At 57.7% G+C, this 23253-nt stretch carries 20 protein-coding genes, 2 pseudogenes and 2 CRISPR repeat arrays; of the genes and pseudogenes, 18 read left to right on the forward strand and 4 right to left on the reverse strand.

Translation table 11 applies throughout. The features are described 5' to 3' along the window. Positions 1 to 28: 28 nt before the first annotated feature. From cas7e to CAY53_RS04905, 7 genes and pseudogenes are all read left to right on the forward strand, one after another. On the forward strand, positions 29 to 1060 hold the full coding sequence (gene cas7e, locus CAY53_RS04875) for a type I-E CRISPR-associated protein Cas7/Cse4/CasC (protein WP_104936174.1): 1032 nt from the start codon (positions 29 to 31) through the stop codon (positions 1058 to 1060). After that, a complete protein-coding gene (gene cas5e, locus CAY53_RS04880) occupies positions 1050 to 1727 on the forward strand; it encodes a type I-E CRISPR-associated protein Cas5/CasD (RefSeq protein ID WP_104936175.1) in 678 nt (225 codons plus the stop codon). Before cas7e ends, cas5e begins: the two co-directional genes overlap by 11 nt. A gap of 82 nt (positions 1728 to 1809) precedes the next feature. Further along, positions 1810 to 2721: a type I-E CRISPR-associated endonuclease Cas1e gene (cas1e, locus tag CAY53_RS04885; protein WP_181040429.1), complete on the forward strand. Its 912-nt coding sequence runs from the start codon at positions 1810 to 1812 to the stop codon at positions 2719 to 2721. Next, positions 2702 to 2995 (forward strand): type I-E CRISPR-associated endoribonuclease Cas2e, encoded by a 294-nt coding sequence (gene cas2e, locus CAY53_RS04890; protein ID WP_104936176.1) that lies wholly within the window; start codon positions 2702 to 2704, stop codon positions 2993 to 2995. Before cas1e ends, cas2e begins: the two co-directional genes overlap by 20 nt. A gap of 127 nt (positions 2996 to 3122) precedes the next feature. Continuing rightward, positions 3123 to 6142: a CRISPR direct-repeat array (repeat unit 29 nt; unit sequence GTGTTCCCCGCACCCGCGGGGATGAACCG). 137 nt (positions 6143 to 6279) lie between these two features. Then, a CRISPR array of direct repeats spans positions 6280 to 7102; the repeat unit is 29 nt; unit sequence GTGTTCCCCGCACCCGCGGGGATGAACCG. A 267-nt stretch (positions 7103 to 7369) separates the two neighbouring features. Next, positions 7370 to 8587 carry a DUF6883 domain-containing protein gene (locus CAY53_RS04895; RefSeq protein WP_425430772.1) on the forward strand — a complete coding sequence of 406 codons (1218 nt, stop codon included), beginning with the start codon at positions 7370 to 7372 and terminating at the stop codon, positions 8585 to 8587. Positions 8588 to 8590: 3 nt separating this feature from the next. Next, positions 8591 to 8845 (forward strand): hypothetical protein, encoded by a 255-nt coding sequence (locus tag CAY53_RS12515; RefSeq protein ID WP_146106406.1) that lies wholly within the window; start codon positions 8591 to 8593, stop codon positions 8843 to 8845. Between the two features lie 176 nt (positions 8846 to 9021). Further along, positions 9022 to 9162: pseudogene (locus tag CAY53_RS04905) on the forward strand (HK97 family phage prohead protease); the annotation flags it as partial. 226 nt (positions 9163 to 9388) lie between these two features. Here CAY53_RS04905 and CAY53_RS14080 read toward each other — a convergent pair. Beyond that, a pseudogene (locus CAY53_RS14080) lies at positions 9389 to 9485 on the reverse strand (transposase); the annotation flags it as partial. A gap of 199 nt (positions 9486 to 9684) precedes the next feature. On the opposite strand from CAY53_RS14080, the gene CAY53_RS04910 reads away from it, so the two are divergent. The 5 genes from CAY53_RS04910 (at position 9685) to CAY53_RS04930 (ending at position 14587) form a co-directional block, all read left to right on the forward strand. After that, positions 9685 to 10323, forward strand: coding sequence for a hypothetical protein (locus CAY53_RS04910; RefSeq protein WP_104936179.1), 639 nt, complete (start codon positions 9685 to 9687; stop codon positions 10321 to 10323). Between the two features lie 2 nt (positions 10324 to 10325). Beyond that, a complete protein-coding gene (locus tag CAY53_RS04915; protein ID WP_104936180.1) occupies positions 10326 to 11234 on the forward strand; it encodes a hypothetical protein in 909 nt (302 codons plus the stop codon). Positions 11235 to 11298: 64 nt separating this feature from the next. Then, complete coding sequence (locus tag CAY53_RS04920; protein ID WP_181040430.1) at positions 11299 to 12477, forward strand: adenylosuccinate synthetase; 1179 nt, start codon at positions 11299 to 11301, stop codon at positions 12475 to 12477. A gap of 22 nt (positions 12478 to 12499) precedes the next feature. Further along, a complete protein-coding gene (locus tag CAY53_RS04925; protein WP_104936182.1) occupies positions 12500 to 13348 on the forward strand; it encodes an NUDIX hydrolase in 849 nt (282 codons plus the stop codon). A 636-nt stretch (positions 13349 to 13984) separates the two neighbouring features. Beyond that, positions 13985 to 14587 carry a nitroreductase family protein gene (locus tag CAY53_RS04930; RefSeq protein ID WP_104936183.1) on the forward strand — a complete coding sequence of 201 codons (603 nt, stop codon included), beginning with the start codon at positions 13985 to 13987 and terminating at the stop codon, positions 14585 to 14587. Between the two features lie 133 nt (positions 14588 to 14720). On the opposite strand, the gene CAY53_RS04935 is transcribed toward CAY53_RS04930, so the two are convergent. Further along, positions 14721 to 15146, reverse strand: coding sequence for a hypothetical protein (locus CAY53_RS04935; protein ID WP_104936184.1), 426 nt, complete (start codon positions 15144 to 15146; stop codon positions 14721 to 14723). Positions 15147 to 15552: 406 nt separating this feature from the next. Between CAY53_RS04935 and CAY53_RS04940 the strand changes: the two genes are divergently transcribed. The 4 genes from CAY53_RS04940 (at position 15553) to pyrF (ending at position 18950) form a co-directional block, all read left to right on the forward strand. Next, the gene (locus CAY53_RS04940) at positions 15553 to 16050 is read left to right on the forward strand and encodes a hypothetical protein (protein WP_146106407.1); all 498 of its coding nucleotides are present in this window, start codon (positions 15553 to 15555) and stop codon (positions 16048 to 16050) included. Positions 16051 to 16210: 160 nt separating this feature from the next. Beyond that, positions 16211 to 17476, forward strand: coding sequence for a hypothetical protein (locus tag CAY53_RS04945; RefSeq protein WP_245874888.1), 1266 nt, complete (start codon positions 16211 to 16213; stop codon positions 17474 to 17476). Continuing rightward, positions 17466 to 18062 carry a nucleoside deaminase gene (locus CAY53_RS04950; RefSeq protein WP_017865722.1) on the forward strand — a complete coding sequence of 199 codons (597 nt, stop codon included), beginning with the start codon at positions 17466 to 17468 and terminating at the stop codon, positions 18060 to 18062. The genes CAY53_RS04945 and CAY53_RS04950 overlap by 11 nt, the downstream gene beginning before the upstream one ends. 168 nt (positions 18063 to 18230) lie before the next feature. Then, on the forward strand, positions 18231 to 18950 hold the full coding sequence (gene pyrF / locus CAY53_RS04955) for an orotidine-5'-phosphate decarboxylase (RefSeq protein ID WP_104936186.1): 720 nt from the start codon (positions 18231 to 18233) through the stop codon (positions 18948 to 18950). Between the two features lie 108 nt (positions 18951 to 19058). Here pyrF and CAY53_RS04960 read toward each other — a convergent pair whose 3' ends face one another. Beyond that, positions 19059 to 19634: a thioredoxin family protein gene (locus tag CAY53_RS04960; protein ID WP_104936187.1), complete on the reverse strand. Its 576-nt coding sequence runs from the start codon at positions 19632 to 19634 to the stop codon at positions 19059 to 19061. Positions 19635 to 19779: 145 nt separating this feature from the next. Between CAY53_RS04960 and CAY53_RS04965 the strand changes: the two genes are divergently transcribed. Then, a complete protein-coding gene (locus CAY53_RS04965) occupies positions 19780 to 20652 on the forward strand; it encodes a PfkB family carbohydrate kinase (protein WP_181040431.1) in 873 nt (290 codons plus the stop codon). Between the two features lie 153 nt (positions 20653 to 20805). Then, positions 20806 to 21867, forward strand: coding sequence for an iron-containing alcohol dehydrogenase family protein (locus CAY53_RS04970; protein ID WP_104936189.1), 1062 nt, complete (start codon positions 20806 to 20808; stop codon positions 21865 to 21867). An 83-nt stretch (positions 21868 to 21950) separates the two neighbouring features. Here CAY53_RS04970 and CAY53_RS04975 read toward each other — a convergent pair whose 3' ends face one another. Next, positions 21951 to 22970, reverse strand: a complete 1020-nt coding sequence (locus CAY53_RS04975) for an alpha-hydroxy-acid oxidizing protein (protein WP_104937446.1) — start codon at positions 22968 to 22970, stop codon at positions 21951 to 21953. Between the last annotated feature and the right edge of the window lie 283 nt (positions 22971 to 23253).

Genomic DNA, 23253 nt, shown 5'->3' on the forward strand with positions numbered 1-23253 from the left:
CTCAATTGCCTAGCAAGAAGAGCAACCTATGAAACACCTTGAACTGCATATACTCCAATCCGTCCCTGTGGCCTGCCTTAATCGTGATGACTTCGGCTCCCCAAAAACAGCCTTCTTTGGCGGCGTACCCCGCGCCCGGGTTTCCAGCCAATGCTGGAAGCGGGCGGCGCGGGAATTGATGCGGGAGGATGTGCCTGAGCGTTTTGGTGGCCAACGAACCCGTTTGGTGATCGCACCCTTGCGCAACCATTTGATGCAACGCGGTCTTTCGCCAGAAGAAGCGCAGCAGGGGGCAGAGGCGCTGGGCACGGCACTGAATAAATTGGACACACCGCCAGAACGCATTAAAACGCTGTTCTTCACCTCTCCACAGGAGCTGGAAATTCTGGCTACTACCTATGCGGAAAAAAGGGATGCCAAGAAAGCGGTGAAATCTCTTGCCAAAGCTGGTTTGAAGGATGCTGCCGACATTGCCCTCTTTGGCCGTATGGTGGCAAATGACCCCTCTCTCACGCTGGAAGGTGCGGCCATGTTCAGCCACGCGCTATCCACCCATCGGGCGGTCAATGAAATTGACTTTTTCGCCGCTGTGGACGACCTCCAGCCGAAAGATGAAGCCGGTGCAGGCATGACCGGCACGCTGGAATTCAATTCCGCCACCTATTACCGCTTTGCCGCACTTAATTTGGATATGCTGGCCGATGCTGTCCATCTGGGACAGCTTGACCGGGCAGAGCGGCAAAAAGTGGTGTGCTCTTTTATGCGCGCTACGCTCTGGGCCATGCCCTCAGCCAGAAAAAATTCCATGAATGCCACCACATTGCCGTCTTTTGTGTTGGTGGTAGTGCGTGAAAAAGGCCATCCGGTGCAACTGGTCAACGCCTTTGAAAAGCCGGTGTGGTATCCGCAGGGTGGGTTGATGGCCGCATCACGGGAAAAGTTGGAACAGGAATATGCCACTCTGCAGGTGACTTGGGGTTTGGCGGCGGCGGCCGAATACCGTATTCCCGACCAGCCTTTGACTAAGGTACTGGAGGAGGTGAAACAGTATGTCGTCTGAAAGCGCCTGCCTGGTTTTGCGACTGGAAGGTCCCCTACAATCTTGGGGCGTGGTCAGTCAGTTCAATCACCGCCTGACCAGCCTGCTGCCCACCCGCAGCGCGGTGACAGGTCTTCTTTGTGCAGCCCTGGGTCTGGAGCGAGGTTCACAGGCGGAGGCAGATTTTCTGACTCGCTGCAACCGCCTGCACATGCGGGCCGTGGTGCTGCCGCTCGTCGTGGAGACTGGAGAAACACAAAAAAACCTGCCTGTGCGCCGTCTGGAAGATTATCACACTGTGAAGGATACACTCAAGGCAAGTGGCGCAATCAAAGACTGCCACATTACGTGGCGGCAGTATCTGCTCGACGCTGCTTTTCGTGTGTTCTTACAGGGCGACCGGGTGACACTGGAAGAGACGGCTGCAGCCCTGCAAGACCCGGTGTGGGGCGTCTGGCTGGGACGCAAGGCCTGTATTCCTTCAGCCCCGGTATTCGCTGGCTTGTACGCCAGTGAAGACGAAGCCTTACAAAGTGCTCTGCCCTTGCCGCTGGAGCGTTATACCGCCGTCCTTGACGCCCCATCCTTTGCGGAAGGCGACGACAGTGTGCCAGATATGCCGCTTTCTTTCGATTCAGCAGGCCGCCGCTTTGGCCTGCGGCGCACACAAACCGTCCACGGACACTGAACCGTGTGTTCCTGTTCTTTGACAACCGAATACAGAGCAAGTTTCCCCGCATCCGCGGGGATGAAAAATGGAGTTCATCGCTATGCGTCTCGATTCCGAAGTGATTGCCATCAAGGAGCGCAGCAGCATGCTTGCCCTGGCCTATGGCCGTCTGGATGTGGAAGACGGCGCCCTGGTGCTGGTTGATGTCAACGGCGTGCGCATGCAGATTCCCGTGGGCGGACTGGCCTGCATCATGCTGGAACCGGGCACCACGGTAACCCATGCAGCCATTGCCCTGGCCGCAGATTGTGGCACCTTGCTGCTCTGGATCGGCGAGGGCGGTGTCCGCCTGTACTCTGCCGGGCAACCCGGCGGTGCCCGGGCAGACCGGCTGCTCTATCAGGCCAGGCTGGCGCTGGATCCTGCGCTGCGCCTGAAGGTGGTGCGCGCCATGTATACCTTACGCTTTGGCGAAGAGCCGCCCAGCCGCCGGAGCGTTGAGCAGCTTCGCGGCATTGAAGGCGCACGGGTCCGGGAGATGTACAAGCAGCTGGCCGCGCGCTATCGCCTGAAATGGGGCCGGCGCAGCTACAACCCGCAGGACTGGGACGCCGCCGACCCGCTCAATCAGGCGCTCAGCGTTGCCAATCACTGCCTCTACGGTGTCTGCGAGGCAGCGGTGCTGGCTGCCGGTTATGCGCCTGCCGTGGGCTTCATCCACACAGGAAAACCGCTCTCCTTTGTGTACGACATTGCGGATCTGTTCAAGTTCGAGACGGTCGTGCCCGCAGCCTTCCGCACGATCGGCGAAAAGCGGGCTGATGTGGCCCGCGAGGTGCGCCTGCGCTGCCGCGATCTGTTTCGCGAGCAGAAGCTACTGAGCCGCATCATCCCGGTGATCGAGGAGGTGCTGGCCGCTGCCGGCGAAAACCTGCCGCAGGCACATCCGGAAGCCGTACCGGTGGCCTTTCCCGACAAGGAGGGACTGGGTGATGTTGGTCATCGTCACTGAACTGGCGCCACCCAGGCTGCGCGGATTTCTGGCACGCTGGCTTTTGGAAGTACGGGCCGGCGTATATGTGGGCAATTACTCGGTTCGCGTCCGAGACCGACTGTGGGCAGTGGTGACCGAGCAGATCGAGGATGGCAATGCGGTCATGGCCTGGAGCGCCAACAACGAATCGGGCTTTTCTTTTGTGACCGCAGGTCGAAACCGACGGGAACCGGTCGATTTTGACGGTTTTTCTCTGGTGCGTTTTTTACCCGAGATACCGGAGGGAAATTAGCAGGAAAAGTTGGTGGATTTTTTTGTGCTGTGTAATTTATTGGTATGTCGTTTTTTTATTGGAAGAGTGTTCCCCGCACCCGCGGGATGAACCGGTCCTTCGCCTCCCGGCGAAGACCACGTTATGCGTGTTCCCCGCACCCGCGGGGATGAACCAGGGTCTTGCCCCATGGGGCGGCCCGCCATCCAGTGTTCCCCGCACCCGCGGGGATGAACCGGCGGTCAGGGCGATCTCGATGGTTTCCCGGTCGGTGTTCCCCGCACCCGCGGGGATGAACCGGTCCTTCGCCTCCCGGCGAAGACCACGTTATGCGTGTTCCCCGCACCCGCGGGGATGAACCAGGGTCTTGCCCCATGGGGCGGCCCGCCATCCAGTGTTCCCCGCACCCGCGGGGATGAACCGGCGGTCAGGGCGATCTCGATGGTTTCCCGGTCGGTGTTCCCCGCACCCGCGGGGATGAACCGTTTAAATCCCCCGCCGGACGAACCGGCGGGGGTGTTCCCCGCACCCGCGGGGATGAACCGCTGGTCTATCATCTGCGGGGCCAGCGCGCTTCGTGTTCCCCGCACCCGCGGGGATGAACCGCCGTCTCTGCGCGACATCACCAAATCCCGCCGGTGTTCCCCGCACCCGCGGGGATGAACCGCAGACGGTATTTGCTCAGCTTTGGGGTGTGGAGTGTTCCCCGCACCCGCGGGGATGAACCGAACAGAATGTAAATATGTTTCAGGATTCTTTGGTGTTCCCCGCACCCGCGGGGATGAACCGTCGTTTCTGGTATTCAGGCAGACTGGCTATGCGTGTTCCCCGCACCCGCGGGGATGAACCGTCGTTTCTGGTATTCAGGCAGACTGGCTATGCGTGTTCCCCGCACCCGCGGGGATGAACCGTGTCCAGAAAGCCAGGCTCCCCCCGCCCATGAGTGTTCCCCGCACCCGCGGGGATGAACCGCTCCATATGAACACTATACCCTAATCGAGCCGGTGTTCCCCGCACCCGCGGGGATGAACCGGGAGGTATCAGGGGTGATTTGTTCGACTGAGTGTGTTCCCCGCACCCGCGGGGATGAACCTTCGTTTCTGCTCCAACTCTATAATATGAAGCAGTGTTCCCCGCACCCGCGGGGATGAACCGACAATGCATCAGCTGTCGGCAGCGCCCAGAAAGTGTTCCCCGCACCCGCGGGGATGAACCGATATCTCTGGCTTCATCCAGAATGGTACACATGTGTTCCCCGCACCCGCGGGGATGAACCGATATTTATGCGCAAGAATTTAGGTTCGCCCTGGTGTTCCCCGCACCCGCGGGGATGAACCGTGGGTAACCTGGATTGGCAACGGCTTGGTAATGTGTTCCCCGCACCCGCGGGGATGAACCGCGCCGAGCTAGCGGTTTTGCGTCCACACAAAAGTGTTCCCCGCACCCGCGGGGATGAACCGGGCTGATTATGGAAGAATGAACCGCCTGAAACGTGTTCCCCGCACCCGCGGGGATGAACCGTGTTATCTCCGCCGAGGCCCAGTCGTCCGGCGGTGTTCCCCGCACCCGCGGGGATGAACCGGGCTGATTATGGAAGAATGAACCGCCTGAAACGTGTTCCCCGCACCCGCGGGGATGAACCGTGTTATCTCCGCCGAGGCCCAGTCGTCCGGCGGTGTTCCCCGCACCCGCGGGGATGAACCGGCCCGGTAATATCACTGCCGCCGCGGGCATACGTGTTCCCCGCACCCGCGGGGATGAACCGCAATGGTCGCATTTGACTCGGGGCAGCTTCGCGTGTTCCCCGCACCCGCGGGGATGAACCGCGACCAGGGCGACCCCGCAAGAACGGACCCCAGTGTTCCCCGCACCCGCGGGGATGAACCGGAGGCGCAGCCATGAGCGAGCAGCTCTCCCTCGTGTTCCCCGCACCCGCGGGGATGAACCGTGGGCAACCTGCAATCCCAGGTTGATGTATGGGTGTTCCCCGCACCCGCGGGGATGAACCGCGCCTGTGGGCCACTCTGACCGGTGGGGATGTGTGTTCCCCGCACCCGCGGGGATGAACCGAGCTGGCCGCCGAGTTGAAAAAGCCCCACGAAGTGTTCCCCGCACCCGCGGGGATGAACCGCTGGAATCCGCCATGGATGCGGTGCTGCAGCTGTGTTCCCCGCACCCGCGGGGATGAACCGCATCTTGCCAATGAGTATGTTGCGCGGCAACAGTGTTCCCCGCACCCGCGGGGATGAACCGATTTGCAGAGGGCGAGGCGGCGGTACGAGGAAGTGTTCCCCGCACCCGCGGGGATGAACCGTCGGCAGGCATTCTTCCAGCTGTTTTTCCAGCGTGTTCCCCGCACCCGCGGGGATGAACCGCAGCTCTTCGCGGTCAGCCAGCAGACCGGCACGTGTTCCCCGCACCCGCGGGGATGAACCGTCTGCATTGAACAATGCAGGCTCCCATGTGAAGTGTTCCCCGCACCCGCGGGGATGAACCGCTGGATCGTCTTTCCAGGTCCCTGCGTGATATGTGTTCCCCGCACCCGCGGGGTGAACCGGGTTTGAGGGAAAATCGTGTCCGCTCGGTGCCGTGTTCCCCGCACCCGCGGGGATGAACCGGCGGAATACGAGGGGCTGGCCGTCACCTTCGGGTGTTCCCCGCACCCGCGGGGATGAACCGCACGTCACTTAACCCCTGATGCCGCAAAGCCTGTGTTCCCCGCACCCGCGGGGATGAACCGGACACCGGATCCCATAGCCTGAGCAAACTGCAGTGTTCCCCGCACCCGCGGGGATGAACCGGTTTGCGGGTCTGCATAACACCGGCTACCAGAGTGTTCCCCGCACCCGCGGGGATGAACCGACTGACGGCAAGGGCAGCCCAGAGTGGCACGCGTGTTCCCCGCACCCGCGGGGATGAACCGTCTGTAATGTTGTCTCTATCGGCGGGGTGGAAGTGTTCCCCGCACCCGCGGGGATGAACCGAAATGGTAACAACCCAAAGCCCAAAAGAAGATGTGTTCCCCGCACCCGCGGGGATGAACCGAATCAGGCACACGCTATCATTTCCGAGTTTTGGTGTTCCCCGCACCCGCGGGGATGAACCGCAGATGAATTTGTCGCAACCTTCCCTGATTTTGTGTTCCCCGCACCCGCGGGGATGAAGCAAAATAAGGGGCAAAGACCGCTCCGGCTCACGAAGCGGCCCGCGACGCATTCCCTGGCGGAGTGGCCTCCCTTGGTGCGGCGCGTCCCTTGGAAGCAAGAATACAGCACGTGAGGGTCAACATCAAGGAATGCCTGAAAGTGTTCCCCGCACCCGCGGGGATGAACCGCTACGAGGGCGGCGCGGAGATAGAGGGCGGGCGTGTTCCCCGCACCCGCGGGGATGAACCGTTGATGAGCACAAAAACGATTAAAAAATGCCCGTGTTCCCCGCACCCGCGGGGATGAACCGCTTGTGACGGTCACAAGCAAAACCACCAGGGCGTGTTCCCCGCACCCGCGGGGATGAACCGTCATCAACGGCGATGACTTGGGACAGAGCCCGGTGTTCCCCGCACCCGCGGGGATGAACCGGCGTGGAAACTGAGCATCAAGGCGGGCAGCTCGTGTTCCCCGCGCCCGCGGGGATGAACCGCCAGGTGCGCTCATCTGGCCAGAGCCATTGTCGTGTTCCCCGCGCCCGCGGGGATGAACCGGAGACGGCCCCGCCCGCCGATTGCCAGCTTGTGTGTTCCCCGCACCCGCGGGGATGAACCGGCCCCGGCCTCGTGCACGAATTCGGGGCCGACGTGTTCCCCGCGCCCGCGGGGATGAACCGACTTATCTACTGCATTATAAAGCATACTCAAAGTGTTCCCCGCACCCGCGGGGATGAACCGACCAGGGCCGCGTCTCTGGCGTCCGGGTACTGGTGTTCCCCGCGCCCGCGGGGATGAACCGGCAAGCATCGAGCAGATGAAGACCCGACTGTCGTGTTCCCCGCGCCCGCGGGGATGAACCGTCAACCCGGTCGCAGGCCGGCGGCGACGAGGGGTGTTCCCCGCACCCGCGGGGATGAACCGTGGTGATCGAGTTGAATTTAAAAAACAACTTGGTGTTCCCCGCGCCCGCGGGGATGAACCGGTGCGCGTTATCGTCATGCGGCCGCCATCGTCGTGTTCCCCGCGCCCGCGGGATGAACCGAGTACGACGAAAGCTGGAAGGAATGGTCAAACGTGTTCCCCGCACCCGCGGGGATGAACCGAGACGGAGCAGAAATGTCCAGACTGCGGCGGCGTGTTCCCCGCACCCGCGGGGATGAACCGACGGGCACGGTAATTCCGGCGATGATGATCAGGTGTTCCCCGCACCCGCGGGGCTGAACCGGCGCAGGCCATGGCCGAGAGTGCTCTTGACCCGTGTTCCCCGCGTCTGCGGGGATGAATCGCTTGCAGGCGAATGGAGTGAAGAAAGCAGCGATCTGAACCGCATTATGCAGGAGCTTCGGATCAGGCTGGGATCGATGTACCGTGAGCAGGTGGCGCGGGAAGTATCTGGCGTGCGCAAGCTGGTTGACAAATACTTCCCGGAGGAGAAACAAAAGAACGCGAACAGCGAGTTTCTCGCGGCACTGCAAAAGTTGTATGATGGTTTACTGTCTGGCGCCACCAAAGCGAATAATCGCGTGTTTTACGATCTGGCCGCGAATATTGCGGTGATGGCTGCCCGGCAGTGCAAGGTGTCGCCGGATTCGCTGACCAGGCATTTGCAGGCCACGGTTGCCCGGTATGCCGAGATCGAGGCTGGCGATTGCCTGCAATCATCAGTACGGCAATTGCGGGAGCTGGCTTTGGGCGAAATCGACCCACGGGAAGCCCTTCTGGACCGGCTTGCACAGTGGAATGCCACGCGGGCCGAGAAGCTGAGCAAAGTGGCGGCAGTGCATGGGGCCAACTGGTATGCTCGCGAGGCGTACAGAAAAGCTGGCGTGAAGCGGCTCAAATGGATCGCCAACGGCAGCAGGTCCTGCAATATTTGTCGTCAGTTGAACGGCAAGATTGTGGGGATAGAGAAGGCTTTTGTCGGCAAGGGCGAGGTTATCCCCGGTGGGGCTGGCAAATGGGACTACACCGCCAGACGAGCCAAAATGCACCCGCCTGTTCATGGCGGTTGCGTGTGCGCGATCATCCCGCTGTATGAGGATTATTGGGTCACGGATGAAAAGACGGATGACCTTGGCCATTTGGTGAATGCGGACAGCGCATTTGTTGATGAGCGGAAATTGACCCAATATTCGCTGAATAAGGAGTCTTTAAACCCGGACGCTCGCAGCAAAGCTGAGATGTTCTCCGATATTTTGGGATTTGAAAAAGAAAATTGGCGATTGCTACAGCAAAAACTCGTTGAAGGCGTGCAGGAATATCGGCCTAATCAGATAAAACACTCCAATGATAACGATCATTATACTATAATGATTCCTGTCAGGGGCCTAAACGGAAATGAAGTGGTTTTGGAAACAGCATGGCAATATTTGGGAAAAAATGATTACCCACAATTGATTACTGCTTATATTCCAGGGAAAAACAGAGAAAGACGATGGCTGTTTTTACTGGATGATTTGGAGGTGTAGGTTATGTTGCCTGAATTTTGCACAGTGCGTCTATTGATTGACCCAGATGCAAGCCAATATGACGATGATGGAGAGGGGTATAACGCCAGGAAGGGCGATATTGGCACTGTTCTTTCTGCCAATAAAGGCACGGACGGAAAGCAGGACTGGTATATAGTCAGTTTTTCTGACCCAGATGCCGATAGTGAACGCTCGAGTACGTTGATGCATTTTTGTGAGCATGAACTTGAATTCGTGCGCTCGTATGAAATGAGCTAAAATATAAAGCCGCTTGACGCGGCCAGCAGTACCAGACATTTCCGGCTTCCCGGAGGCCCGGCCAGGCCAAAAGGGGACGCAAGATAAAAAAAGAGCGCTCGTGTGGGAGCCACACCTTCCACATGCGCGCTCTTTTTTTATGCCGGGTTGAGGATGGAAACAGGAGAAAAGACACCATGAAACACACCACCCGTCCACTTGAGATCAAGTCTTTTGAAGAAACGGGCGTTTTTGAGGGCTACGGCTCGGTCTTCGGCAATGCCGACTGGTATGGCGACGTAGTCATGCCAGGAGCCTTTGCCAACAGCCTTGCCAGAGCGTGTGGTCACGAGGCTTGGGCCATAAAACAAGGCACCTGATATGAAGGGTGGCAGGAAGTGACGCCGTATGCTTCGCGTATCCGGTGGCTATGCCACGCCACCCCCTCAAGTGGGGAAGGCCATTGCTGTCAGGTGCCTGACCCATAAAGCTCCCGGTCGTCACCACGCCGCTCTTGGCGTTTGCTTTTGGGTACAATGAGCGGCGACATCCCCTGTCCCGTCAGCGAATAAAACGCCGATGAATATTTTGCTCCATCTGCCGAAGTCGGGCGGCAGGCCCGCCAGGGCGCGTCCCTTCGCATAATCCAGAATACTGCATTGTTTCTGCCAGGCATGGCCCATTTTAAATAGGCTTTTAATTACGTAAAAACAATGAATTATTTTTTTTGGCAATGCCAGTTATGGCTCAAAAATGGAGGAAAATTTTAAAAATCGTTGACAAATGGTTTAGTGAACCATATAAAGGAGTCAATTCAATATGGTTATTTAAACCATATAAATTCATGGGGAGGCTTCGCTATGGGAAAAGACTTTTTAGCAGGCATGTTTGGAGGGGTGCAGCCCGGTTGTTGCAAGCTGTCCGTAACGGGCGGGATCGCTGTAAAAACCGGAAGCGGCGAATACAAGACGTACAACGTGGAAAAGGGCAAGCTCATTAACTGCGACAATTTTGTATTCGGAGGATTTGACAGCCTGTTCTGGATTGTCCCGACCAGGAAAGTCAAACGAGGCGACATTATCATCTCCGGAGGGAAGCCAAGGTGCGTGGTCGAAGTCGGAGGCGAGGAAATAAAGGTCGTCAATTATGAGGACAACACCATCGAAACCATGATCCCTGAAAGGCATGTGTTTCTGGGAAACGCCTTCTTTTATGGCAAGATAGTCTCCCTGTTCGGCAGCAATCCTGGCAAGGGCAAGGGATTCGGCCGGATCATGAAATACATGATGCTCAGCGGAATGTTGAAAAAACCATCCGGTCAGGGAGGCACAGCAGGCGGCTTCATGGGCGCGGGAGATGGCATGTCCTTGGGAAATATGCTGCCGCTTATGCTCATGTGCGGAAAAGGCGGTCTGGATGAGATATTTGCAGACATGTTTGACCTGGACGCAGGTGATGAGGACGGCAACATGGATGATTTTTCGAAAGAGGAGGCATGACTATGGGATCGGGAGCATGGACATCCGACGACTACGAAGCCTTTGCAAAGAGCCGAGGACGCGTGGTCGACAGCAGCGGGGCTGTGGCAGGCAGCTACAACAACCAGGACATATTTAGGAGCAGAGACATCAGCGCGGCCCTCAATCCGCGTGGAGTGATCAGAGAGTGCTGCGACAGCCCGGAGCATCCCGCCACAGTTCCTGTGATACTGGCCCTGGACGTGACAGGAAGCATGGGCAAGGCGGCTGTTGAGGTCGCCATGAAATTGAACGTGATCATGACGAACCTTTACGACCAGGTCAAGGATGTGGAGTTCATGATCATGGGTATAGGTGATATGGCCTGCGACAAAAGGCCGCTGCAGATGTCGCAGTTTGAATCTGACATACGAATCGCTGATCAACTCGAACAGTTGTACTTCGAATTTGGCGGCGGCGGCAATGGTTGGGAATCCTATTCCCTGGCCTGGTATACCGGGCTGCATCATACGCGACTGGATTGTTGGCAAAGAGGGAAGAAAGGCATCATTATCACCATGGGAGATGAGATGTTGAATCCATATATTCCTGTTCGAGGTATGATGACAAGTATACAGAACGTTCTTGGTGGAAAAATCGACAAAGACATTGATACCGCATCTCTGTATGCGGAAGCGTCGAGAATGTTTGAAATTTTTCACCTGCATATACAGGAGGGTCTTCATAGCTTTGAGGATACGAAATATAGTTTTTCAAAGTATCTGGATAATCAACACCTATTTTCTGTAGATATGGAGATGATATCTGCCATAATTACAAAAATAGTGCTGAGGAATATGGAGCAGAAGATGGCTATGGCTGCCGATATTGGGGGAATTCATCAGGTATCGACAGATATTGATTCCCAAAATATACCTATCATCGGATGGTAACCAAGAAATATTCATGTTGTCTTGGGAGCGGAGCAATCCGCTCCATTTTTGCAGGGAGAAAATTATGACAAAACAAGTGCGGATAGTTATGGGCGCCAACTATGGCGATGAAGGAAAAGGCTTGCTGGTTGACTACTTCGTCAAATCTGCTCTTGCAATGGGGGAATCTTGTATAGTCGTATGCAGTAATGGTGGAGCACAGAGAGGACATACCGTCGTTTCCGATGGCATACGGCATGTGTTTCATCATTTTGGCTCTGGAACACTGGCAGGGGCTGCAACTTATATAGACAGGCATTTTCTTGTAAATCCGATCATATTCCGGGAAGAATACCAACAGTTGGAAAAACTGGGAAAATTACCCATGGTATATATAAGCAGTGCCTGCCGATTTGTGACGCCATTTGATTGTATGATCAATCAGATGCTTGAAGAGAGCAGAGGATCTGACAGGCATGGTACCTGTGGACATGGTATATGGGAAACAATACACAGATACCATGCGCAAGATGATATGTGTAGCACAAGCCTTGAGGAAATCTTAATTTATGGACCGCTATTTCTGAAAAGCGTTCTCAGAAATATCCGTGATAGATTCTTTTTCCCAAGACTTGCTGAATACGGCATAAAAAACAAGGAAATGCCATCTGCAAAGTATCGTGAACTGGCAATGTCAGAAGGTCTGATAAACCATTATGTGGATGACTTTTTTTTCATGATTAACCATTGCACGCTCATGGGCGACCCTTCATTTCTCCGCGAATTTGGCCATGTGGTATTCGAGAATGGTCAAGGCCTTCTGCTGGATGGTGATGAAGAGGAGCGAGATGATGGCATGGAATATAAAACCCCCAGCAGAACGGGTATTCATTATCCTCAGGAAACCATCATGCAATCCTTTGGGCCGGAAGTGCCGATCGAATCATGCTATGTGAGCAGAACCTATGTCACGCGTCATGGTGCCGGAGAATTGGCGGGTGAATGCGGCCGCCATGAACTTAACCCCGGAATCGTTGATGTGACCAATACGTATAATCCTTTTCAGGGAAGCCTGCGTTATGGCCATATGGACATGCAAAAACTTGCAGAACGCATTGCATCACAACCCAAGGTGCGGGAAGAAGCGGTAAACGAAAGCGTCAGTATTGCCCTCACCCATGTGAACGAATACCCGGTGGCTATTCCCCATTCAGGCATTTTCAGGTATATGTCGGATAACGAGGCTGTGGTCTGGGAGGTTTAGCGTTTTGGACAGAAGGTAAAAAATGGCAGAGAGCAAACGGACAGCAGGTGGCCTAGAAGGATATGATCCCTCAATGTTTGATAAGCCGTCAGTAACGGTGGATATCCTCGTCGTAACGGCAGGAAAGAGAAAAAAAGGAGGAAGGGCCGACGAAAGCGGGGATGGCTCGGGGATGAAAACCGCCTCTTTACGGCGGCGAGGTTCCGCGAAAGAACGGGTGGAACCAGCCCTGCAATTGCTTCTGGTCAAGAGAGATAATGAGCCCTTTCGTGATTTCTGGGCTTTGCCCGGCGGTTTTGTTGGCATGCATGATGAGCTCGAAGACACGGCGCGGCGGAAACTTGCCGAGAAAGCGTGCGTTGAAGGGGCGTATATGGAGCAGTTATATACATTCGGAGGAGTGGAGCGCGATCCAAGGATGCGGATCATTTCCGTTGCATATCTGGCTCTCGTCCCGGAAGGTGCGGTTCGGTTCGAGCCGGGAAACACCGTGTCTGATGCAGCGCTTTTCAATGTCGAAAGAAGAGAGGAAGGTATTGTCCTGAGTTCCGCCATGGGCGTGGAAATCAAGCTGGAGTCTCTGGCTTTTGATCATGGGCATATCATATCTGTCGGCCTTGAAAGGATGCGGGGTAAGGTGGATTATACCAGCATCATATTTGAGCTCCTCCGTAGCAAGTCGGACTTCACGCTTCTGGAGCTCAAGAGGGCCTATGACTGTCTGAAAGGCGAAGAAAGCAATTTATCTAATTTTCGGAAGATGATCATGAAACGATATCTGGATCAGGGCTTTATGGAAGAAAGCGGGCATACGACGAAACGAAATTCCGTTCGTGAGGCAAAGTGTTACCGGGTGAGAGCGAAGGATTGAATTTCAGCGTGTCCTGGCAGAAATAAAGATGAAGAATTTTTTATCAATTTGGAACTATTTTATTAACAATATCGAGCTCAGATGTATAAATAACAGGCTCTAGACCATCAGGTATTTGTTATTTTTCATCAATAATTTTATATTGGATGACAGTTGAGGTGACGATCGGTTATAGCGATATGCATACTCTTTGGGATGGAGTTCATAAATTCTACTTTATATTATGAGCTTTGCAATACTGCGTTTTATAAAATTCAGGAATGCCTAGATAACGTTGATATAAAGGTAGATTCAAGTTATAACTGCATTAGTAATGATAATAGCTAATTGAAAAAGTTGCATCAATGTGTATTGCAAGTAAAATTGTGTAAGATGGATTATTAACTCGCCGACTCTTCGTTACTTGGTATTTGAAATTCTTGTAGCATGTTACCTGAAGTATAATTTATCAACTGGGTGCTAGTCGAACTATACATTGGCAATGTGAATCTGTGCCTATGACACCTTGCTATATATCAATATAATTTTATAGCGTCATCAGAATGGTTAACCTATAGAGAAGGATGCATAAATCATGATTTTATGAATCATATATCAATTTATCATGCCCAAACAAACAGTAGCGGAGGAGAAACTATGTCAGAATTTTTAAAACTGCAAACAACACGTCGATCTATCTATGCACTTGGAAAAAACGTGCCTTTCTCGACCTCGGCATTGATTGAACTGATAGAAAGGGCTATCACGCAGACACCATCTGCATTCAATTCACAAACGAGCCGGGCAGTGCTTTTGTTCGGTCAGGAATCTAAAGATTTCTGGAGACACCTCACCGCCAGCGCTTTGGAGAAGATAATGCCGGCAGATGCATTTGAACAAACAAAAGAGAAGCTGGCTGGATTTGCCGCAGGTATTGGGACCATTCTTTTTTTTGAAGATCAGGATGTGATCACCACTTTGGAAGAAAAGTATCCGCGGTATGCTGAGAATTTCAAGCTGTGGTCGGAACAATCGCACGGCATTGCCCTCTATGCGACCTGGTTGGCATTGGCTGAACGAGGTATTGGTATGAGCGTCCAGCACTACAATCCTCTTGTTGATGTGCAGGTAGCCGAAAAGTACGCGTTGCCCCAGAGCTGGCGGCTTCGGGCACAAGCTCCTTTCGGCTCGATCGAAGCTCCTGCGGGTGAAAAGGGATTTATGGACAGGGCAGAGCGCTTCAAGGTGTTCGGGGACTGATTCCCTGCCCGTTTAGCCGGAGGAGCGGCTTCTTGCTCTGCCAGTTGGCCCGGCAGGCCTGTTTGTATGGCATGGGGATATGCTGTCCAGTGGGTTCGTGGCTCGTTTTCAATCGGCTGTTTGTCAATGCCTGTTAAAAATTGGTAAAGGTAATGGTGGTATTCGGTTGCTGCCGGATTGCGCCGGCATATCCGTAGGCTGTTAACAGCTCTTTCAGCAGTTGCAGTACCCTGGCCTGCTCTTCTTCGGGAGGAATGGGCGCAAAACGGGGATTGAAGCCAAAAAATGTCCAGGTCACGCTTGGCGCACCAAAATTGGTGTCATCGTCCATAAAAAACTCATAGTAGCGGCCCTGGTCGTAGAGCAGCCATTCCGCGTGGTAGCCGCCGCCCATGCCTGGCCGCTGCTGGCAGAGTTTAGTGAGCCAGAGCTCGCGTTCGGCATCCCGCGTCCAGTTGTAGGGCGGGGAAGGGAAGCCCTCCATTTTGCGAAAAAGATCAAGCGGGGCAATAAACTTTTTTTCGTCCTCTTTTGAGATGTACTCATTCACTAAGGCCATAATGCTGCCTCCTGAGAAGTGATGAAAAATCTTTGCGTTGGCCCATGGACCACCCTTTCAGGTACCTGTACCACATGCTGTATGCCGGACAAGCAAAAAGGAAGGTTGAAATTTTAAGCGCTTATGTATTCGGGCCTGTTTGATGCCCGTGGCAGCGCCGTCTGCGGCGTACAGCTCTCCTCATTTTGAAGGAATCTCGCCCACAAACGGCTCTCCATTTTCATTTTCCGGCATGGCAGCCTGTTGCGGGCCGCCTGCGGTCACGCGGTGCCGCCTTTATCCAACCGGGGGCTTTCCTGTTGTCATGCGGCAGTCGAACCGGTAGAATGCCGCAGATTCCGCAAAAACTGCCGGCACCTACCCTGTGTTTTTGGCAATCCATCCCATTTGAAAGAGGAGAATGGCCATGCGTTTATTTTGCTGTACTTTGACCCTGTTGCTCTGCACCCTGACGGCTGGCAATGCCCTGGCCGAACACCGGCTTGGCGGCGGCGTCAATTACTGGGTCATGCTTAAGGACCTGGATGACAAGGATTTTGACGATAAGGGGCTGTCGTATCTGGTGAGCTATCAGTACTGGAAGGGGCCTTTTGGCGTGGAGCTGGCTGGGGAGCTGCTGCCCAAACGTCTCGATGAAACCGCTCTGGCGCCGCAGGCCTATCTGCTCTTCGGCGGCACCCTGTATGCCGGCGGAGGCATTGGCATTATCTACAGCGACGGCGACTTTGCCAAACAACCCTTCTTTGCGCTCAAGGCAGGGGTCAATCTGGAGCTGATCCCACACACCTTTGTGGATATTTCCGCCAATTACCGCTTCTCAAACAAGGAAGACCTGCGCGACGAGACCAAGGGCGTGGATACGGACACTGTCTTTCTGGGCGCTGCCTTCCGCTTTGCCCTGTAGAGCCGCGGCCCTGCGGAACGAACCAATACTCCGGCGCTCGGCTGTGGCCGGAGTATTGTTTTGACAGCGCCAGCAGGCGCTGTGCCGATACGGGTTTGCCTAGCCTCTCCCGAGCCCCGGCCGGCGGCCTGCCAGCCCTTCTGCCACGCGCCATCCAGCCATGCATACGCCCCGTTGCCTTTTTCCCCTGTGCTGTCTCTTTTTGACGCTCATGTGCGGCGGCGTTTTTGCCGCTCAGCCGCGACCGGAAAAGGCTGCTGCCATGCGGCCGGAAACACCCGAGCCCAAACGTTTTGCCGTTCGGGACAACCGGCTTTTGGATTTGCGGGCGCCGGGCGCGCCCGTTTTTCTCAGGGGCATGGGCTATTCGCCCTTTCTGATTGGCGAATCGCCGCTGCACGGCGACTCGCCGGCGGATGACGGCCGCTATGCGCTGCATCTGCCCATGATGCGGCAGATGGGCGTCAACTATCTGCACCTGTTCCCCCGCCACATGCCTGCCGGCTTTTTCGCGGCTCTGGACAGGGAGAATTTCGTCTACGGCCAGGACATCTGGCTTTCGCCCTACGAGAGCGACTACCTGGAGCCCGGCTATCAGGAACGGCAGATGGCGATCATCAAAGAGGTGATTGACCACAACTATCGGGTGGGTCGTCCGGAGCGGCTGGTGCTCTTTTCCATTGGCGACGAACTGCGGCCTGCCTCGGTTACGGCCACCAACCGGGCGCATCCCGAGGTCACCGCTTTTACCGGCAAACATGTGGTGGTGCGGCACAGAAATCCCAGTGAAGTCGCCATGGCCATGCTCATCGACAGGGCCATTGACTATGAGCTCAGCCGCTATGGTCAGCGGCACCTGTACTGCCACACCAGCTTTTCCCACATCGGCCCGATCAGCGACCGGCCCGACTTGGAGGTGGCGGCTGAAGACGCGATGCTGCCGGACATGGGCGATCTGATCTGCCTGAATCTCTACACCTATGCCAACGCGGTGCGCAGCTCGGGTCCTGGCCGCAGGACCGGCACCAGCTATCAGGGTTATCTGGAGCAGCTCGCCTGGGAAAGCCACAAGCCGGTGCTCATTGGTCAGGTCGGCTTTTCCACCTCGCCCACAGAGCCGAATCCAAAGGTACCCGGCTTTGGCGGCCACAAGGCGGAGGAGGTGGCCAGGCATTTTGTCCAGATCTGGCGGGATCTGCACACGGCACAGGGCAAGGAGCACTTCTGCGGACTGGCCTTTTTCGAATGGCAGGACGAATGGTGGAAGAGCGGCGAAACCTGGGATGATCCTGCCCATCATGCACCGGAAGACCCTGAGGAGTGGTTCGGCATCTTTGAGCTGGGGCCGGACAATAGGTTGCTGCCCAAGGGCAGGGTGCCGGACACGGTGCGGCGCTTGTATACGGAGCAGGCCGATGCGCATTGAGCCCTTTGAGTGCCGGCTGACGCTGCCGGCCTGGGTCTGGGAGGAAATGGCGGCCCTGCCGGATCGCCTGGAAACCCGGGAGGAGCGGGTGGCTGCTGTCATCCGTTTCGCCCGGCTGAACACGGAGCGGGGAACCGGCGGGCCCTTTGCCGCAGGCGTCTTCGAGCGAGATTCCGGGCAGGTGCTGATGCTGGCGGTCAATCGGGTGGTGCCCCTGGCCTGCTCGTCCCTGCACGCGGAGATCATGGCGCTTTCGCTGGCGCAGGCGCGGCTGGGCTGCTTTGATCTGGGGGCGCAGGGCCTGCCGGTCTTTGAGCTGGTGGTCAACTGGATGCCCTGCGCCATGTGCTTTGGCGCCGTGCTGTGGTCTGGCGTCCGCTCCCTGGTGGTGGCCGGCTCCGGCCCGGAGATGGCGGCCATGACCGGCTTTGATGAAGGCCCCCTGCCGCCGGACTGGCAGGATCAACTCGCCCGGCGGGGCATTGCCTTTCATGGCGATGTGGCCAGGGAGGCGGCGCTCGATGCCTTCCGTGCATTCGTCGCCAGTGGTGCAGCGGTGTACAACGGCAGGCAGGGCAGGCTCTGAGGCGAAGCTCGTCGGGCTCCCGCAGAACCTGCGCGCTGGCCCTTGCCCCGGCCGGGGGCTCGCACCCGCGGGCCTGACCCTTTCTGGATATGTTAACGAGATTGAACAGGAAATATGGCCTGTCCGCCCAGCCGCCCGGGCGGTCAACAGACAGGAGTTCCAAAAGCCATGCACGATATTCCCCTGAATGAACGCATCATTTTCGCCCTTGATTTTTCCACGCCGCAGGAGGCCAGAGCCTGGGTTGACCGTCTGGATGGACAGGTCAGATTTTTCAAGGTAGGACTGCAACTGTTTCTTGCCGGCTGGTGGCCAATCATCGACTACATCACCGACCGGGGCAACAAGGTCATGGTGGATCTCAAGTTTTTTGACATTCCGGAGACGGTTGCCCTGGCGGTGGCACAGTTGCGGGACCGGCATGTGACCTTTGCCACCGTCCACGGCAATGACCCCATCATCCGGGCTGCGGTGGCCAGCCGCGGCGATGATTTGAAAATTCTGGCGGTGACCGTGCTCACCAGTTTCGACGAGACCGACATGCGGGCCATGGGCATGCAGGGCAGGGTGGAGGATCTGGTCCTCATGCGGGCGCGCAAGGCGCTGGACCTGCATTGCGACGGCGTAGTCGCCTCGGCCCGCGAGGCCAGGGTCCTGAGCGGGCTTGACCGGAATTTCATTGTCGTTACGCCCGGCATCCGGCCCGGCGCCAACATCGACGTGATTCAAAACGACGACCAGAAGCGGGTGGCCACGGCCAGAGCGGCCATCAGCGATGGCGCGGACTATGTGGTCATCGGCCGGCCCATCAGCCGTGCCCCCGATCCGCTGGCCGCTGTGGCGGAGATTCAGCGGGAAATCGGCGAAGCGCTGGGTGGCAGGCCTTAGGCCTGCTGCGGCACCCGGGACGAATGCCATGCTCAGGTCGGCGGCAAGCGGGGCAGGTCTTGGCCAACTGTGGGCCTGCCGGGGAGGGGGACTCGGGCAAGGCGCCCTTTACGATCCCGCGATCCCGTTTTCTGCCTGCCATGTGATGGGGCAGCCCACACTGGGCTTCTGGTCAGGCGGTGGCGGCGAGCCGGCCAGCAGCGCCTTCAGGGCCTCTCGCAGCAAGCGGCCGCTCACCGGAATCCGCCTGTTTGGCCGGGCCTCGTCAAAGGCGCCGTGATAGAAGAGGCGGCCTGAAGCGTCGAAGAGAAAAATATCCGGCGTGCACACAGCGCCATAGGCCCTGGCCGTATGCCGGCCTGCATCGTAGAGGTAGCAAAAGGGCAGCTCCCAGTCTGCCGCCACCGCGCTGGTGGCGGCCCGGCTTTCCTCGGGCCGCGTACCGGAATTGGCATTGATGGCCACCGCCCCGATGCCCCTGGCTCCGTATTCCCGGCACAGCATCGCCAGTTCCCGGCGAATCAGCCGCACCAGCGGACAGCGGTTGCAGAGAAAGAGCAGTAACAAACCGGCTGGGCCCCGGCACGCGGCCAGCCGCACCACTTTGCCGCTTGTCGCATCGGGCAGGGCAAAGTCCGGCGCTTCCGCTCCCAGAGGGAGGGCATCTGGCAATGTTTTTTTCATGTTGCGCCTCCTGGCGATGAAGAAAGTGACTGGTGCAAGCCGGGGCTGCCGCGGTGCTTGCGCCTTCCGCCTGGAAAGGGTACATTTCCACCCGTCTCGTCGCAATGCGGATTTCTTCCATTTCAGTTGAAGCATGGAGCGTTATATGCGTGCCCATAACGGTCTTTTTGTGGGACAGTGCAGCGTTGAACTGGTCTACTATCTTCCCCATGCCCTGAAGCCCGGCCAGCGGATGAGGGCGGAACGGCAGGTGGCCTTTGCCGGCGGCACGGCCACCAATGCGGCCATCGCCTTTTCGGCTTTCGACAATGTTTCCAGTCTGGTCACCGGGTTGGGCGAGCACCCCCTGAGCGAAGTCGCGCGTGCCGACATCATGGACCGGGCGGTGGCCTTGATCGATCTGGATTCCCTGCCCCACCGGCCGCCCTCGGTCGGCGTGGTGCTGGTGGATCTGGAGTCCCACGTCTACAGTGTGGCCTATGCCACCACCTATGCGCGCAAGCTGCGCTCCCTGGATCTGGGGGAGGCGATTTTCCACGATGTGGAGGTGGTGCTGCTGGACGGCGCCTATATGCCCCAGGCCCTGGAAGCGGCCAGTATGGCCAGGGAGCGCGGCATTCCGGTGGTGCTGGATGCCGGCGTATGGCGGGAAGGCATGCAACCGCTGCTGCCGCTTGTCGATTATCTGATTGCCTCCCGGGCCTTCCGCCTGCCCAAGTGCAACAATGTGGGCGAAATGTTTGCCGCCCTGCACAGCTTCGGCGTCGGGCATATTGCCGTGACCCGCGGGGAGAAGCCTGTTTTGGCCTATGAAGACGGCGTCATTTCGGAGATCCCGATTGCCAGGGTGCGGGTGCTGGACAGCCTGGGCGCGGGAGACATTCTGCACGGCGCCTTCTGCCACTACATCCTCGAGCGCGATTTCAAAAACGCGCTCGAGATGGCGAGCCGAGCCGCCACCCTGTCCTGCACGGCGCTCGGCCCCCGGGCCTGGATAGAGCAGATCAAATCGCCCTGAACCGGAATATGGATACAGGGCGCCCCGGCCCTGTATCCGGGCAATGCGGCTTCCGGTTGCCTTTTACCGGTCAGGCATCTATAGTTCGCCGCTTTGTCGCCGCATGCTGCTGCTGGCAGGCGGCTCTTTTCATTTTTTGCAACGGACACGCTCATGTACAGAAATTTTAGAATCGTTCCCAACATCATCTTTGGCCGCGGGGCATTCAATCAGCTTGGCGACATTCTGAAACCCAAACGCAGCTCCGGCGGCAGCATGGTTTTCATCATGGACCGGGTCTTTTCGGGCAAGCCCCTGGAATCCCGGCTGCCGGTGGCGGAGCATGACCTGGTCATCCCGGTCAATGTGGATGACGAACCCAAGACCAAATACGTGGATGCGCTCACGGCTCAGGTCAAGGCGCACACAGCCAAAGCCTGTGGCGTTATCGGTATCGGCGGCGGTTCCAGCATGGATCTGGCCAAGGCCGTGGCCCTGATGCTCACCAACCCCGGTTCCTCCGTGGACTACCAGGGCTGGGACCTTATCAGGAATCCGGCGGTCTATCACGTGGCCGTGCCCACGCTGGCCGGCACGGGCGCAGAAATTTCCCGTACCGCCGTGCTGACCGGGCCGGAAAAGAAACTGGGCCTCAACTCGGACTACACGCTGTTCGATCAGGTCCTGCTCGATCCGGAACTCACTGCGGGCGCACCGAAAAATCAGTGGTTTTACACCGGCATGGACTGCTACATCCACGACATCGAGTCGCTGCACGGCACCTACCTGAACGCCTTCAGCAAGGCGTACGGCGAGAAGTCTCTGGAACTGTGCCGCCAGGTTTTTCTGGAGGAGCACGAGGACAGCGCCGACAGGCTGATGATGGCCTCCTATTTCGGCGGCATGAGCATCGCCTATTCCCAGGTCGGCGCCTGCCACGCCCTGTCCTACGGTCTGTCCTTTGTCCTGGGGACGCACCACGGTGTGGGCTGTTGCATCGCCTTCAATGTGCTGGACGACATCTATCCGGAAGGCGTGCGCGAGTTTCGCGAGATGATGACGCGGCAGGAGGTGCCTCTGCCGCAGCAGCTCACCCGGGGCCTGAGCGATCAGGACATGGACACCATGGTCAAGGTGGCCCTGGGCCTGGAACCGCTCTGGGAAAACTGCCTGGGCAAGGATTGGCGCAACCACATGACCCCGGCCCGCGCCCGCGAGCTGTTTAGCCGGATGTAACAGCGGAAAGCATGTACGGAAAAGACCGCCCGGGTCAGGTGGCGGTCTTTTTTCAGGCGTTTTTCAGGAGCTACGGCTGCCAATCAGCCCTGGAACAGCAGCTCCGGGTTGATGTCGCCCACCGTGCCGACGCCGGTGAGCAGCATGGCCTGGGCAAGCTGCGTCCTGATGCCTTCAAAGTAGATCCTGACCCCGTCCAGCCCGCCGCCAATGGCCGCCACGCAGACCGGCCGGCCGATGAAGACCGCATCCGCACCCAAAGCCAGCATCTTCAGGACATCCACGCCGCTGCGCACTCCGCCGTCCACGATGATAGGCACCCGGCCGCGTAGCGCCGCTGCAATGCGCGGCAACACATCGGCCGTGCCCGGGCAGTGATCCAGAATGCGCCCGCCGTGGTTGGACACCACAATGGCGTCCGCACCGGCTGCGACGGCCTTTTCCGCATCCCGGGGTGTCATGATGCCCTTGACGATGAAGGCGCAGTCCTGCCTGTGCACGTGCTCGATCACCCGGGTGAGTTCATGCACGGTCATGGGCGCGACCGGCCGGCCCATCTCGCGCAGGCTCACCAGTCCGGCGGCATCCACATCCATGCCCAGAGCCAGCGGCTTGCAGGCCATCATGCGGTCGATTTTTTCGAACAGCTCCGCGCCTTCCCAGGGCTTGACGAAGGGGATGCCCGGGTGGGATTTCAGGCCTTTTTCCGCGGCATCGATGATAAAGGGCGGCACGCCGTCGCCGCTGCAGCCGACCGTGCCCGCAGCCTCGCAGCCGCCCAGCACTGCCTCGATGTAGTCGTCTTCGCTCACTGCGGCCGTCATGTTGAAGGACACCCCGCCGATGGGGGCTGCCAGAGCCGGCACTTTCAGGTTCATGCCCAGAATCGTGACGCCCGTGTCCGGGACCTTCACGTCGTGCAGGGCTGTCATGTTCAGCGTTACCTGGGCCAGCGCCTCATAGTTGTTCTGGAACGTGCTGCCCGTGCCCAGACCGCCCATGCCCGGCACCTCGCCCACGCAGGCGCGGCCGTTGCAGGCCGGGCAAACCCGGCAATGGCCCTTCATCCGTTCGCGGGCTATGCTTCTGTAGTCTTCGCTCATGTGCTTTTCCGCAGAAATGCGACCTCCCTGTGCAGTTTGTGGGTGCGGCGCCAGAGGCGCCAAAAGGCCTGCACTATAGAAAAGGCCCATCGAAAATGCCAGCCGTTCCGGGAGATAAAGTCTGCCGCTTGCGGCAAGCTTGCCCTCCATTGCCAGCTATTCCAGAGCGTTGCAACATCACCGCCCTGGCATGGTCACAGATGTGTCGCTCGACCTGCGTCGAAGCGCCTGACGCAGTCCATGCAGCATTCCCCGCTACCTCATTGCATGTCCGGGTACGCAA

The sequence above is a fragment of the Desulfobulbus oralis genome, assembly GCF_002952055.1.
In the GTDB taxonomy this organism is placed as follows: domain Bacteria; phylum Desulfobacterota; class Desulfobulbia; order Desulfobulbales; family Desulfobulbaceae; genus Desulfobulbus; species Desulfobulbus oralis.